9 protein-coding genes are annotated in these 14,186 nt (G+C 65.5%); 6 read left to right on the forward strand and 3 right to left on the reverse strand.

Annotated elements, in window-relative coordinates:
• The 3 genes from dctP to ACQY4S_RS08885 all read right to left on the reverse strand — a co-directional run bounded on the left by dctP (position 1) and on the right by ACQY4S_RS08885 (position 3,768).
• The gene (gene dctP / locus ACQY4S_RS08875) at positions 1-1,035 is read right to left on the reverse strand and encodes a TRAP transporter substrate-binding protein DctP (RefSeq protein ID WP_428484841.1); all 1,035 of its coding nucleotides are present in this window, start codon (positions 1,033-1,035) and stop codon (positions 1-3) included.
• 79 nt (positions 1,036-1,114) lie between these two features.
• Positions 1,115-2,095, reverse strand: coding sequence for an alpha/beta fold hydrolase (locus tag ACQY4S_RS08880; RefSeq protein WP_428484842.1), 981 nt, complete (start codon positions 2,093-2,095; stop codon positions 1,115-1,117).
• Between the two features lie 29 nt (positions 2,096-2,124).
• On the reverse strand, positions 2,125-3,768 hold the full coding sequence (locus tag ACQY4S_RS08885) for a thiamine pyrophosphate-dependent enzyme (RefSeq protein WP_428484843.1): 1,644 nt from the start codon (positions 3,766-3,768) through the stop codon (positions 2,125-2,127).
• A gap of 285 nt (positions 3,769-4,053) precedes the next feature.
• On the opposite strand from ACQY4S_RS08885, the gene ACQY4S_RS08890 reads away from it, so the two are divergent.
• From ACQY4S_RS08890 to ACQY4S_RS08915, 6 genes are all read left to right on the forward strand, one after another.
• Complete coding sequence (locus ACQY4S_RS08890; protein ID WP_428484844.1) at positions 4,054-4,578, forward strand: hypothetical protein; 525 nt, start codon at positions 4,054-4,056, stop codon at positions 4,576-4,578.
• Positions 4,579-4,583: 5 nt separating this feature from the next.
• Entirely contained in the window at positions 4,584-5,570 is a 987-nt protein-coding gene (gene dapA / locus ACQY4S_RS08895; protein WP_428484845.1) for a 4-hydroxy-tetrahydrodipicolinate synthase, read from the forward strand.
• Positions 5,571-5,653: 83 nt separating this feature from the next.
• Positions 5,654-9,076, forward strand: a complete 3,423-nt coding sequence (dnaE, locus tag ACQY4S_RS08900; RefSeq protein ID WP_428484846.1) for a DNA polymerase III subunit alpha — start codon at positions 5,654-5,656, stop codon at positions 9,074-9,076.
• A 78-nt stretch (positions 9,077-9,154) separates the two neighbouring features.
• A complete protein-coding gene (locus ACQY4S_RS08905; RefSeq protein WP_428483734.1) occupies positions 9,155-10,228 on the forward strand; it encodes an IS4 family transposase in 1,074 nt (357 codons plus the stop codon).
• 598 nt (positions 10,229-10,826) lie between these two features.
• Entirely contained in the window at positions 10,827-12,044 is a 1,218-nt protein-coding gene (hemA, locus tag ACQY4S_RS08910; RefSeq protein WP_428484847.1) for a 5-aminolevulinate synthase, read from the forward strand.
• Positions 12,045-12,185: 141 nt separating this feature from the next.
• A complete protein-coding gene (locus ACQY4S_RS08915; protein WP_428484848.1) occupies positions 12,186-14,180 on the forward strand; it encodes a heme lyase CcmF/NrfE family subunit in 1,995 nt (664 codons plus the stop codon).
• Positions 14,181-14,186: the final 6 nt, after the last annotated feature.

Consider the following 14,186-nt stretch of genomic DNA (forward strand, 5'->3'; position numbering starts at 1 on the left):
TCAGGCGGTTCCGTTCACCGAGTCTTCCGACAGGCGCACCAACTCGGGCGACAGTTTCGTGGCACGGATCAAGGAGGCAACGTCGGCCTGCAGCAGCTTGCGATTGGCGGCCAGTTGCTCCGGGGACGGATCGCTGAAGCTGACGCCGTTCTGCTCCATCATCTGCCGCGCACGCGTCTGCGCCGCCAGCGCGTTGGCGCGGTAGGCGCCAATGTTGCGGGCCCAGATGTCGGTCATGATCGTCTGCTGGTCGGCGGTCAGCTTTGACCAGAACGCCTTGCTGATCATTGGCATGTACTGACCGACATACTGGTGATCCTGATACGAATGCTTGACGCCGGCTTCCCAAAGCTTCGCCGTCGCACAGCTTTCGTTGGTCGAAACAAAGCCATCGAAGGTGCCCTGCGACAACGCCAACGGCACGTTCGGCCAAGCCGTAGTGTTTGGAATGCCGCCGAAGAAGCTGATCCGCCAACTAATCCCGGCACCGCCCGGACTGCGGATCTTCAGGCCCTTCAGATCGTCCGTCGATGTCAATGGCTTTCGGGTGGAGTAATAGTTCTGGAAGCCCAGGTCGATCCACGGGCCGATTACCTTGACCCGCAGCTTGGTCTCGATCTGGCCGGCTACATAAGCGCCCGGCTTGCCGTCGGCGGCGCGCTCGGTTGTCTCGATCTTCTGACCGTAGAAGACCGGAAGCTGACAGAAGTCGCAGTCCGGCACGATGCCGGTCTGCGTCCAGGCGCCCGGCGCGGCCATTTCCACCTGACCCTGCAGCAGCGCCTTGCCGACGTTCAGGTCGGCGAAAAGCTGGCCTGAATGGAAGACCTCGCCCACGACCTTGCCGCCCGTGGCGTCCTCGACCTTCTTCAGGTAATCCACGATGGAGACATTGCGGACATGCGATGGTGCGGTGTCGAGGGAACAGCGCAACTTCAGCGCCTCCTCGCCCCGCGGATGCCTCAGCACCGCGAAGGTTCCAATCATGCCGATGGCCGAACGGCCGAGCGTCCGGCGGGAGATGCCGTGCTGCATTATGGTGCCTTTCCTGGACGCCCCGTTAATGGAGCGGACCAAGTGATGGCGGTACGATTTGATTCCGTCAAGAACGCGGTCAGATCTGGCGAAGGAAATCGATCATGGCCTTGCTGACGTCGCGCGGCCTCTCCTGCTGGGTCCAGTGCCCGCAGCCCGTCAGAATCAACGTCTGCCGCAGGTTGGGGATAATAGCCGAGAGATTGGCGACCAGTTCGTCCATGCCGCGAAAAGCCATCACCAGGTCGCGGTCGCCCGCTACATACAGCGCCGGCACCATCACGCGCGCACCATGATAGGCCGCCAGCAGTTCCCAGTTCCGATCGATGTTGCGATACCAGTTCAGCCCGCCGCGGAACCCGGTGCGGGAGAATTCGCCGGTGTAGAAGGCGATGTCCGCCTCGGTCAGCCACGCTGGCAGCGCTGTCGCCTGGTCACCGGTTGCGGACTGTCGCGCCCGCAGTCCGCCTACCCGAGGCACCATGCTGAAGCCCTCTGCCGCCGATCTTGGCGGTGCATCGCCGCTCAACGACAGCAACACGCTTCGGATCGAGGCGCCGACATCGTGCTCCAGCTCCGCCTCCGCCACGCCAGGCGTCTGGAAATGCAATTGATAGAACACCGCATCGTCGGTCCGCGGCATCACGGTGGTGGGGCGGGCAACGCCACGTGGACGGTACGGGACGCTCAGTCCGATCACCGCCGGGAAGCGGTCCGGCCGCAGCAGCGCGGCATGCCAGGCGACCGGAGCGCCCCAATCATGGCCCGCGATCACCGCGGTTTCGGCGCCCAGCGCGTCCAGCAGGCCGACCATGTCGCCGACCAGATGCAGCAACGTGTACTGGTCGATGGCCTCGGGACGGTCGGTCTGGCCGTAGCCGCGCATGTCGGGCGCGACGACATGAAACCCCGCCTCCGCCAGATCATCGATCTGGTGGCGCCAGGAATACCAGGATTCTGGGAAGCCATGACACAGCAGGATCAGCGGGCCGTTGCCTTTCTCCGCGATGTGCATCCGGATGCCGTTGGTTTCTATAAAGCGATGGCTTGTCTCGGTCATTGCAGCCTCTCCGTTCGTTACTTGATGATCTACGGCAAGGGCGGGCGCCCGACCGGTCCGCGAACCCGTGGCAGCAGGATCATGTCCCATGGGCTTGGCATTTCGCCGACCGGCACGTGCACCAGCGCCGGCGCGTTCAGGGCGAAGGCTTTTCGCAGCGCGTCCTCCAGACCATCGGACGTCGTCGCGCGAAATGCGGCCATGCCGAAGCTTTCGGCGTACTTGACGAAGTCGGGGTTGGTCAGGTCGCTGGCAATCAGCCGGTTGCCGTATTGCTGCGCCTGGATGCGGCGCACATTGCCGAAGGCGCCGTCGTCGAAGACCACCACCACCAGCGGCAGCTTGTGGTGCATCGCGGTGGCGAGTTCGGCCGCCTGAAACATGAAGCCGCCGTCGCCGGTCGCCAGCACCACCTTGCGTCCCGGCGCGGCGGCCTGAGCACCTAAAGCGGCGCCATAGCCCCAGCCGAGGGAGTCCTGGTAACCAGGCGACAGATACGTGCGCGGCGCGTGGACCGGAAAGGCCAGACGGCTGGCGAAGCCCATCTGGGTGACCTCCTCGACGAAAATCCCGTCGTCTGGCAGCGCCGCGCGGATGGCGCGCAAAAACGCCATGGGCGGCTCGTGCCGCGACAGCCGTTCGACGAAGGCAGCCCGGACCTCGGCTAGGTCGGGGTTGTCCTGCCACGTTACCGCCCGACCCGCCAGTTCCACCGCAAGCGCGCGCAGGGTGACGGCGGCATCTCCCAAAAGCGCGCAGGCAGGATGGTGGAACCGGTTGATTTCCTCGGGATCGATGTCCAGGCGGATGACCGGCAGGTTGTCGTCCAGCCCCCAGTTGCCCTGTTGCCAATAAAGCCGCGTGCCGATGGCCAGCACCGCATCGGCGGACTTCCAAAGCGCATGCCCTTCGGCGAACGACACGGCAAGCGGATGGCTCGTCGGAATGACCCCCCTGCCCCGCCGAAACGAGCACACCGGCGCGTGCAACAGTTCGGCGACGGCCCGCACCTCCGGACCAGCACCAAGGGCGCCCGCGCCAACCACGATCAGCGGGCGGCGGGCCTTCGCCAGGATGTCGGCGGCCGAACCAATCGCCGGCTGACCGGCACAGGGTGGCGAATGCGCGATAGGGGGTTTCAGCGTGACTTCGGCGGCCTGACCCCAGACATCGATGGCGCATTCCAGCGCGACGGCGCCCGGCCGGCCGGAGGTCGCCGTCGCGATCGCCCAGGCCATGACCTCCGACGCTTCTCCCGGCGCACGGATGCGCTCGGCCTTCTTGGTGATGTGACGCAGCAGGCCGATCTGGTCGTGGATTTCATGCAGGTGGCCATGACCCTGGTCGATAGCGAAGGACGGTATCTGTCCCGCCAGTGCCACGACCGGCGCCCCCATCGCATTGGCCAGCAGCAAAGCGGCGGACGCATTCAGCACACCGGGACCCGGCACGACGGCGAAGGCTTGCGGCTTGCCGGTGACCAGCGCGGCGCCCAACGCCATGTACGCCGCGGTCTGCTCGTGCCGGGGGTGGATGACACGGATGCGGTCGGACGCCTTGTGCGCGGCGTCGAACAGGTGGTCGTTATGCACGCCGGGCAGCGCGTAGAGCGTGTCGATGCCGTGCGCCAGCAGGGACTCGATGACGGCTTCAGCGGTGGTCATGCGCGGCATGATGGTTTCTGCTCCGGTTGCGGCCTTCCGATAATGGCCGGCCGGACAGGCAGGTCCAACCGCTGATTCGCGACCGGGATATAGGGAACGGATATTCGGCCGCCGGCCATACCCCCTCGAATTGCTATGCGCCAAGTCTCAGTCTCAAGAGCGTCACGTCGCTTCGCTGCGAATGCCGTGGTGCTGGACCAACAGGGCCACACCATCGGAGGCGGCCGACGCCTGACAGTTTCAATCAGCCATGCCGCCCGCTCGTCGGGTGCGCGAGGCAGGAGGCTTTCTTGCATGATCCAGCTTGCTTCCAGATTAACGCTTTCGTCGCCCGCCGGTATGGGGGCATCGCCGCCTGCCAGCAAAGGCGGCGATGCCGACACCATGGACCTTCATCCGCTTCAGCCCGAATCGCTCCAGGGATCACATGCCCTGATCGTCAGTGAACATGGCTTGGGCCTGTTCGGCGCCCTGATCCGTCACGGCTGTCTGGCGGCAACCTGCCTGCGGCCGTCAGCCCGGTCCGAAGTAGCGGCCTACGACCTCGCGTTTTTTCCGGACATAACACCGGATACGGCACTGGAGCAGGTCATCCGGCAAGCCAGGCGCGCCATCGTCCCCAGCGGCCGGCTGGTTGCCCGCATCAGCGGTGACTCGACCGGCCGCACCACGCGTGGCCTGGTACGCCGCCTGAAACTGCACGGCTTCACCGGCGTCCGGACCCGGGCAGTGCCCTGCTGGACATTGGTCTGGGCGGAGCGTCCCATCATGGGCGCGGCCTCGCTTCCCGCAAACCTCTCGCATGGTAGGATCACATGACCCGCATGACGGCTCGCCTTAGCCTTGGCGGCTCCATGACCGCCCTCATCACCCCGTTTCGGAATGGCGCGGCGGACGAAGCGGCGTTCATCCGGCTGTGCGAGCGGCAGATCGCGCGGGGCACCACGGCGCTGATCATCTGCGGCAGCACCGGGGAAGCCGCGGCGATGCAGCCGGAGGAACAGGCCGCGCTGGTCGCTCTGGCGGTGGCGACGGCGACGCGCCGCGTACCGGTGGTCGCTGGATGTCAGGCGCCGGCGACCGAGGCCGCCGTCGCTTTGGCGAACCTGCTCATGCGGGCCGGCGCGGACGCGTTGCTGTGCGCGCCGACACCCTATGTCAAACCGACCCAGCAGGGGATCATCTGCCACATGCGGGCGCTCGCGCATGCCGCGGACCGGCCGCTGGTGCTGTATGATGTGCCGTCGCGGGTCGGTGTTGGCATCGCCGACGCAACGGTCGCTACGTTGTTCAAGCGCGGCATCATCCACGCCATCAAGGACGCCACCGCGGACGTCTCCCGAGTGGCGCGGCTGCGCGCGCTGTGCGGGGCTGAGCTGGCGCAGTTCAGCGGCGACGATGCGACAGCCGCGGCCTATCGCGCGGCGGGCGGCGGCGGTTGCATCTCGGTCACCGCGAACCTTACCCCGGCGCTGTGCTCGCTGCTGCATCGGTCTTGGGATGCCGTCGACCTGCGCGCCTTCGCCAACACCTGCGATCTGCTGGCACCGCTGCATGAGGCGCTGTTCCTCGAGAGCAACCCGATCCCGCTGAAGGCCGCGCTCGGTATGCTCGATCTGGCGCCGAACGAGCTGCGGCTGCCGTTAACGCGGGCCAGCCAGCCGACCCGCGATCGGCTCGCCGGGGTGCTGCCCGCGGTGATGGACGCGGAGGATGGTCTGGCGACGATGCTGCCGTACAACTGGCGGCGTGAAAGCCACCGGACGCGGTCCTTCCGGATACCGCGCGGTTCGAGCTTCACGACCGTCTGACAGAGCGTCGCGGTATCCGCTGCCGGCTAATGGCTCCACGTCCGGTGATACCCCGACTCGGCGGCTTCTGATACGCTGCGACAATGCCGCATGCCGCGTTCGTCCACCTGCACACCCATTCCGCCTACTCGCTCAGCGAAGGTGCGATCCGGCCCGACCGGATCGCCGCCCTGGCCAGGTCGGAGAACATGCCGGCAGCGGCGATCACCGACACCGGCAACCTGTTCGGCGCGTTGGAGTTTTCCCAGTACTGCGTCGGCAAGGGCATCCAGCCGATCATCGGCTGCCAGGTTGCGCTGGCGCGGACCGACAATCCGCGTTTGGCTCCCGACCCCCTGGTGCTTCTGGCGCAGGACGGGACCGGGCTGGCAAATCTGCAACGGCTCTCCTCGATCGGCTTCCTCGACACCGACCCGACGCTGAAGCCGCAACTGCCGTTCGAGCGGATCGCCGAACACGCCGCCGGCCTGCTGCTGCTGACCGGCGGCACGACCGGCCCGATCGGCCGGCTGCTCGCCGAAGGCCAGAAGCCAGAAGCCGAACGCCTGCTGGATGCGCTCGGCGAGGCCTTCGCCGGCCGCACCATCCAGGAACTGCACCGCCATAGCCTGCCCCTGGAAGCCGCCATCGAACCCGGCCTGATCGCCCTAGCCGATGCCCGCAACATGCCGCTGGTTGCCACCAACGACTGCTACTTCGCCACGCCGGACATGCATGAGGCGCATGATGCGTTGCTGTGCATCGCCGAGGGCCGCACCCTGTCGGAGCAGGACCGCCGCCGCGTCACGCCTGAACACTGGTTCAAGCCCGCCGCCGATATGCGCGCCTTGTTCGCCGACCTGCCGGAGGCCTGCGACAACACCTTGGCCATCGCCCGCCGCTGCGCGGTGATGGCCGAGACCCGTCCGCCAATGCTGCCGCTTTGTCCCAAGGTGCGGCAAGGCGCGACCGAGGAGGAAACCGTTCGTGCCATGGCAATGGAGGGGCTCGAACGCCGCATGGACGCCGCCGGCGCCGACGGCGCCACCCGAGAGATTTATCGTCAACGCCTGCAGTACGAACTCTCGGTCATCGCCAACATGGGCTTCGCCGGCTATTTCCTGATCGTCGCCGACTTCATCCAGTGGTCCAAGGCGCAGGGCATCCCGGTCGGGCCAGGCCGCGGATCAGGTGCCGGTTCAGTCGCCGCCTGGGCCTTGACCATCACCGACCTTGATCCGCTGCGGTTCAACCTGCTGTTCGAGCGGTTCCTCAACCCGGAACGCGTGTCGATGCCGGACTTCGACATTGATTTTTGCCAGGAGGGCCGCGATCGGGTCATTGACTATGTGCGCAACGAGTATGGCGGCGACCGGGTCGCGCAGATCATCACGTTCGGCAAGCTGCAAGCCCGCGCTGCGGTGCGCGATGTCGGGCGCGTCCTCGGGCTGCCGTATGGCCAGGTCAACAAGGTCGTCGAGCTCATCCCGAACAATCCGGCCAAGCCGGTGACGTTGCGGCAGGCGGTGGACGGCGAACTCCGCCTGCAAACGCTGCGCGATGAGGACGAGGGCATCGGCCGGCTGCTGGAGATCGCGCTGCGGGTGGAGGGACTGTACCGCCACGCCTCCACCCATGCCGCCGGCGTGGTGATCGGCGACCGGCCGCTGATCGAACTGGTGCCGCTGTATCGCGATCCGAAGACGGACTTTCTGGTCACGCAGTACTCGATGAAGCATGTCGAGCAGGCCGGGCTGGTCAAGTTCGACTTCCTTGGCCTGACCACGCTGACCATCCTGCGCCGCGCGGAGGATTTCCTGCGCGACCTCGGGATCGAGGTCGATCTCGACCGGCTGTCGCTGGACGATGCGAAAACCTATGAAATGCTGCAGAGGGGCGACGCCGGCGGGGTGTTCCAGTTGGAAGGTCAAGGGATGCGCGACACCTTGCGGCAGATGCGGCCCGACCGGTTCGAGGACCTGATCGCCGCCGTGGCGCTGTATCGTCCCGGCCCGATGGCCAACATCCCGGACTATTGCCGGCGCAAGCACGGTGAGAAGTGGGACGCGCCGCATCCCGTCATTCACGAGATCCTGGCCGAGACCTACGGCATCATGGTCTATCAGGAACAGGTGATGCAGATCGCCCAGACAATGGCGGGGTACTCCCTGGGCAGCGCCGATCTGTTGCGGCGGGCGATGGGCAAGAAGATCGCCGCCGAGATGGAAGCGCAGCGCAACATCTTTACCGAGGGCGCGATCGCCCGCGGCATCGATCCGGCGAAGGCGACCGAGGTTTTCGACCTGATGGCGCGGTTCGCCGATTACGGCTTCAACAAGTCGCACGCCGCCGCCTATGCGCTGGTCGCCTATCAGACCGCGTGGCTCAAGGCGAACCACCCGGAAGTCTTCCTGGCCGCCTGCATGAGTCTGGCGATGAACAACACCGATCGTCTGTCGGCCTTGAAGCAGGAGGCGGAGCGTGGGTCGATCAAGATATTGCCGCCGGATATCAATCGGTCCAGCGCGGACTTTGTCGTCGAGCGGATCGAGGGGGACCGTCTGGCCATCCGCTACGCCCTGGCCGGCGTCAAGAAAGTCGGCTTCGCGGCCATGGAAGGCGTGGCGGCCGCGCGGGGAAAAATGCCGTTCGCGGATCTGACGGATTTCGCCACCCGGGTCGACCCTCGACAGCTTAACCGGATGCAGATCGAGAACCTGGTGCGCGCCGGCGCCTTCGATCGACTTGACGGCAATCGTGCCCGAGTCTTCGCCGGTGCCGAGACGATCCTGCGGCGAGCGCAGGCGGACCAGGAGGAGAAGCAAAGCGGCCAGATCGGTCTGTTCGGCGGCGCCGCCAGCAAGCCCGAGCCGGTGCGCCTGCCCGACCTGGCGGACTGGCCGCCACTGGAGCGTCTGGCGTTCGAGGCCGAAGCCATCGGGTTCCATCTGACCGCGCACCCGCTGGACACGTATGCTCACGCACTGCGGCAGCTTGGTGTCACCCAGTCCATCCATGTCGAGGGACGCGCCGCCGCCGGCGTGACTCGAATCAAGATCGCCGGCACCGTGGTTGCGACAAAAGAGCGGATAACCCGAACCGGCAGCCGAATGGCCTGGGTGCGCATCTCGGATGCCGCCGGCTCGGTGGAAGTCACCTGCTTCAGCGAGGTGCTGAACCGCGCGCGGGATATGCTGACCTCCGGGTCCAACCTGCTGGTAACGGCGGAGTTGAAGACTGACGGCGAAGCCATGCGCGTTACCGCGATGGATGTGGTTCCGCTGGACCAGGCCGCCGCCTCGGCCGGCGCGTCGATCCGGGTCTGGCTGGGCGAAACCGCGGCCGTGCCGCATATCCGGGATGTGCTGGCGCGAGAAAGCGGTGGGCGGGGCCGCGTCACGCTGGTGCCGCGAATCGGCGCGGAGCAGGATGTGGAGATCGCGCTGCCCGGCGGCTACAATGTGACACCGCGGCTGGCGCAGGCGTTGAAGTCGTTGGCGGGAGTGGATCAGGTGGAGGAGATTTAAAGAAGGAAGGCGGGGGCGGAGCCCCATAAGCGCTAGGATAGGATTGACACGGCACGTTTTGGCGTGATTCCGGGGCAGATGCAAACCGCATTGTTTCATCTGGATCATTGGCCAAGCGTCGTCGGCCACGTCTCTTCGCTGATTGATCTGGAGGTCAGCGCCCGGACGCACAAAGCCCTGGTGCGCAAACGTGGCGTGCGCAGCGCGGCCGACCTGCTGCATCTGGCTCTCCTCTACGGCCCCGGCAGGCTATCGCTGCGTGCGGTCGCCAGCCATGCCACCGAAGCCGGGATTGCCGATCTCTGTGACGTCTCGCTGCTGGATCGATTGCGCAATTCGGGTGATTTCCTGGCTGATGTGCTGGACCGGCTGCTGGCGGATCGTCGCGGCGACACGCCAATGGAGGGGCGCCTGCAACTCAACCTGGTGGATGGCTCCACGGTCTCGATCCCGGGCAGTAAAGGCAGTGACTGGCGGCTTCACGCGCGCTATGAACCGGCGCGCGGCTGTTTTACCGATCTTGCGATGACCAAGGCCGCCACGGCCGAAGCGCTCAGTTGCGTGGCGGTGCGGCCCGGTGATGTTCTGGTGCAGGATCGTGGCTATGCGCGGGTGCGCAACTTTGCCCATGCCCACGCCAACCAGGCGGACTTCATCACCCGGATCGGCTGGCGCTCGGTGAACGTGTTCGATGCGTCGCGGCAGGCCTTTGATCTGGTCGCGGCGCTGTCCGACAACGGCCCGTCGGTGGTGGAACACGCCGTGTCAATCGGCGCCGGCCGCGCCCCGGTGCGCGCGCGCCTGATCATCGCGCGCAAGCCGCCCGAGGCGACCGAGCGCCAGCACAAGAGGCTGCACCGCAAGGCCAGTCGCAAGGGCCACAAGACCGATCCGCGCACCCTGAGGGCGGCTGGATACATGATGCTGCTGACCTCGCTGTCGCCAGAACAGGCGACAGCGGCGGAGGTCGTGCGGCTCTACCGCATGCGCTGGCAGGTGGAACTCGCGTTCAAACGACTGAAAAGCCTGGGCGGCTTTGCGGCGTTGCAAGCAAGCGATCCCAAGCTCGCGCGCAGTTGGCTGCTCGCTCATCTCATCGCCGCCGTGCTGATCGAGACTTCGCTGGGCGAGGATCTCGGCTTTCCCCCCTGAGCCAACATCTGGCCGTGCAACCCGTCACGCCAGCCTTTGGCGGGTTTGGCAATCCAACCACCGCCGTCTGCAAGTGGCTCTGTTCGCACAACCCCGAAGACGCCGCAGCCTGGCGACCCGCAGAACGGCACGCAGGCGGCTGGCCGAGCCGCCCAGAAAGCGCCGCTGCCAAGACAAAGACGCTAAAAATGCCTTATCCTAGCGCTTATGGGGCTCCGCCCCTCGATCCCGCCAAAGGCTGACGCCCTTGGAACCCATTTAGGGGCTTGGGAAATAGGGGGCGACGGAGGCGGTTGCAACGCACGAGTAGCCCCCTCTTCCCCAAACCCCTGGACGGGGATCAAAGGGGCATCAGCCCCTTTGCGGGTCCAGGGCAGCGCCTTGGCCTGGCTTCCTCAATCCGCTCACGGTCGGCGCCCGGCGAATTCGGGCTGGCTATCCATTGACGCAGCGATCAATCGGAGCATTTGTCAGCCCGGCGATAGTCGTATATCGACTTAAGATCACGGACGGTTGATCCCTTCGTTGGGTCGCGTCCTGTGATGCCGCATGACGGTTGGGTCAACTGTTCAGGTTGGCGAGGTAAGGACTGCTGAGCATGAACGCCTTCCACGATCACTGTCGCCGATCCCTCGAAGCAATCCGGGCTCAGGGTCGCTACCGGACGTTTACCCCGCTGCAAAAGCGAGCCGATGACTTCCCGTACTATCTACGACCGGACGGCACGCGGGTTCTGGTATGGTCCTCCAACGATTACCTGGCGATGGGCGGCCATCCCGTTCTGGTGGCCGCGGCGTGCGAGGCGGTGCAGACGATGGGCGCCGGTGCCGGCGGCACGCGCAACATCAGCGGCACCAGCCCGGTGCACGATGATCTGGAGACGGAGTTGGCCGCTCTGCACGGCAAGCAGGCGGCGCTTTTGTTCACATCCGGCTTCGTGTCGAACCAGGCGGCGCTGTCGACCATCCTGAACAGTGATCCTAATGGCGCGGATCAGCCGTGGCAGGTGTTCTCGGATGCGAAGAATCATGCCTCGATGATTGCCGGGATCAAGGGATCCCGAGCCGTCGTTAATGTATTTCGCCACAATGACCTGACTCATCTGGATGCCCTGCTGCGTGCCGCACCCGCCACGGCGCCGAAGCTGATCGCCTTCGAATCGGTCTATTCGATGGATGCCGACATCAGTCCGATCGGCGCGATCTGTGATCTGGCGGACAGCTATGGCGCGATGACCCATCTGGACGAGGTCCATGCTGTTGGCATGTATGGCCCAAACGGCGGCGGCGTGTCGGAGCGTGACGGTGTGGCGCACCGGATCGACATCATTGAAGGCACTTTAGCCAAAGCGTTCGGCTGCCACGGCGGCTACATCACCGGCGACGCCGAAGTGGTGGATTTCATTCGTTCCACGGCGCCTGGCTTTATCTTTACCACGTCATTGCCGCCGATGACCGCAGCCGCGGCACTTGCCAGCGTGCGCCATGTCCGGCAGGACCATGTCCGCAGAGCGGCCTTGTTCGAACGCGCGGCAGCACTAAAAGCGCGGTTCGACGCCGCCGGCTTGCCGCGGATCGCGTCGGTTAGCCACATCGTGCCGCTGCATATAGGGGATGCCGGCCTGTGCACGAATGTCAGCCAGCGCCTGCTAAACGAGTTCGGGATGTATGCGACGCCCATCAACTATCCAACCGTGCCGCGCGGTGATGAGCGGTTGCGCTTCACACCAGGCCCATTGCACACCGATGCGATGATGAACGATCTGGTCGACGCGCTCCTCGCCATCATCCCGTTGGAGCGGCGGCAGGCGGCGTGAGCAGCACATCAGCGGTCCGGTGCCGACACTGCAAGCCGTGTTGGCCCAATCCTGACAAACCGGCGTACGCCGCCATTGTAAGGTTCAGCCGGGCAAGTGCGAGATCAAGCCCGACGATAACGACCAGGGGCGTTTCGATCCATGATTATTGAACTTGGCCATTTCGCACTGATCCTGGCGCTGTTCGTCGCCATCATCCAGTCAGTCGTGCCATTGGTGGGTGCGCAACGGCGGCATCTTGGCTGGATGGCGGTCGGACGGTCCTGCGCGCTGATGGAGTTCGCGCTGATCGCGCTGGCGATGCTGTCCTTGATGCACGCCTATGTGACGTCCGACTTCTCGGTGATCAACGTCGCCGAGAACAGCCATACCGACAAGCCGCTGCTGTATCAGATCACCGGCGTGTGGGGGAACCACGAAGGCTCGATGCTGCTGTGGGTGTTCATGCTGTCGCTGTGCGCCGCCGCGGTGGCGCTGTTCTCCAACAACCTGCCGCCGGCCTTGCGGGCGCGGGTGCTGGCGGTGCAGGGCATGATCGGCGTGGGCTTCCTGCTGTTCATCCTGTTCACCTCCAACCCATTCCTGCGCACGTTCCCGCCGCCGCCCAACGGGCAGGGCCTCAATCCGGTGCTGCAGGATCCCGGCCTCGCCTTCCATCCCCCGTTCCTTTATCTGGGTTATGTCGGCTTTTCGGTGGCCTTTGCCTTCGCCGTCGCGGCCCTGATCGAGGGCCGGGTCGATGCCGCATGGGCGCGCTGGGTGCGGCCCTGGACGTTGGCATCGTGGTGTGCGCTGACCATCGGCATCGCGATGGGGTCCTGGTGGGCGTACTACACGCTGGGCTGGGGCGGCTGGTGGTTCTGGGACCCGGTGGAGAACGCATCCTTCATGCCCTGGCTGGTGGGCACCGCGCTGATCCATTCGTCCATCGTGGTTGAAAAGCGGGACACGCTGAAGTCCTGGACCATCCTGCTGGCGATCATCACCTTTTCCTTGTCGCTGGTGGGGACGTTCCTGGTGCGCTCGGGCGTGCTGACTTCGGTGCATGCCTTCGCCACCGACCCGCGGCGCGGCACCTTCATCCTGTTGCTGCTGCTGGTGGCGATCGGCGGATCACTGACGCTGTATGCCATCCGCGCGCCGGCGCTGAAAGGCGGCGGCCTGTTCGCGCCGATCTCGCGGGAAGGGGCGCTGGTGCTGAACAACCTGCTGCTGTCCTGCGGCTGTGCCACGATCTTCCTTGGCACGCTGTATCCGCTGTTCCTGGACGCGACGGGAGGTCCGAAACTGTCGGTCGGCTTCCCGTTCTTCAATCGCACGTTCGCGCCGATGATGGTGCCGATGGTGATCGCGGTCGGCATTGGTCCGATGCTCGCCTGGAAGCGTGGCGACCTGCTGGGCGCGCTGCAGCGGTTGTGGGTTGCCTACATCGCCACCGGCCTGGTCATATTGATCGGCTTTTACGTCACCCATGGCGGACCGGTGCTGGCGGTATTTGGCCTTGGCCTCTCTGCCTGGCTGTTCACCGCGGTGCTGACCGAACTGGCGAACCGGGTGCGGCTGTTCCGGGTGCCGTTTGGTGACAGTGTCCGCCGAACCCTCAATCTGCCCCGCTCCACCTACGGCATGTCGATCGCGCATCTGGGCCTCGCCGTATCCGTCGCCGGCTTCGCCGCCTCCGCCTTCGCGCAGGAAGCGATCGAGATTCTAAAACCGGGCGCCAGCATGACCATTGCCGGCTATGTTCTGACCCTGGAGCATGTCGATCGTGTTCCAGGGCCGAATTATACGGCCGATGACGCCAGCATTCGCGTCACGCAAGACGGGACGCTGGTGAAGGTCATGCATCCGGAACGCCGCTTCTTCCCACTGCAGAACCAGACGACGGGAGAAACCGCGATCCGGACAAATCTGCTCGCTGACCTCTATCTGGCCCTTGGTGACGCCGATCAGGCGGGGTCCTGGACGGTTCGTGCCTATTGGAAGCCGCTGGTGCCGTGGATCTGGATTGGCGCGGTGATCATGGCGTTGGGCGGCATGGTCAGTCTGAGCGATCGCCGGTGGCGTGTCGGGGTCGCCGCACAGGCGCGTCGCCGCAGTCCCTTGCCAGCCCCAGCCCCGGTTCCTGGTGAATAGACGCTC

Source organism: Rhodopila sp. (assembly GCF_965276935.1).
Taxonomy (GTDB): domain Bacteria; phylum Pseudomonadota; class Alphaproteobacteria; order Acetobacterales; family Acetobacteraceae; genus Rhodopila.

Bases quoted from the DNA above. Each gene is read 5' to 3' on its own strand.
- dctP (WP_428484841.1), bottom strand. From the start codon at position 1,035: ATGCAGCACGGCATCTCCCGCCGGACGCTCGGCCGTTCGGCCATCGGC.
- ACQY4S_RS08880 (WP_428484842.1), bottom strand. From the start codon at position 2,095: ATGACCGAGACAAGCCATCGCTTTATAGAAACCAACGGCATCCGGATG.
- ACQY4S_RS08885 (WP_428484843.1), bottom strand. From the start codon at position 3,768: ATGCCGCGCATGACCACCGCTGAAGCCGTCATCGAGTCCCTGCTGGCG.
- ACQY4S_RS08890 (WP_428484844.1), top strand. From the start codon at position 4,054: ATGATCCAGCTTGCTTCCAGATTAACGCTTTCGTCGCCCGCCGGTATG.
- dapA (WP_428484845.1), top strand. From the start codon at position 4,584: ATGACGGCTCGCCTTAGCCTTGGCGGCTCCATGACCGCCCTCATCACC.
- dnaE (WP_428484846.1), top strand. From the start codon at position 5,654: ATGCCGCATGCCGCGTTCGTCCACCTGCACACCCATTCCGCCTACTCG.
- ACQY4S_RS08905 (WP_428483734.1), top strand. From the start codon at position 9,155: ATGCAAACCGCATTGTTTCATCTGGATCATTGGCCAAGCGTCGTCGGC.
- hemA (WP_428484847.1), top strand. From the start codon at position 10,827: ATGAACGCCTTCCACGATCACTGTCGCCGATCCCTCGAAGCAATCCGG.
- ACQY4S_RS08915 (WP_428484848.1), top strand. From the start codon at position 12,186: ATGATTATTGAACTTGGCCATTTCGCACTGATCCTGGCGCTGTTCGTC.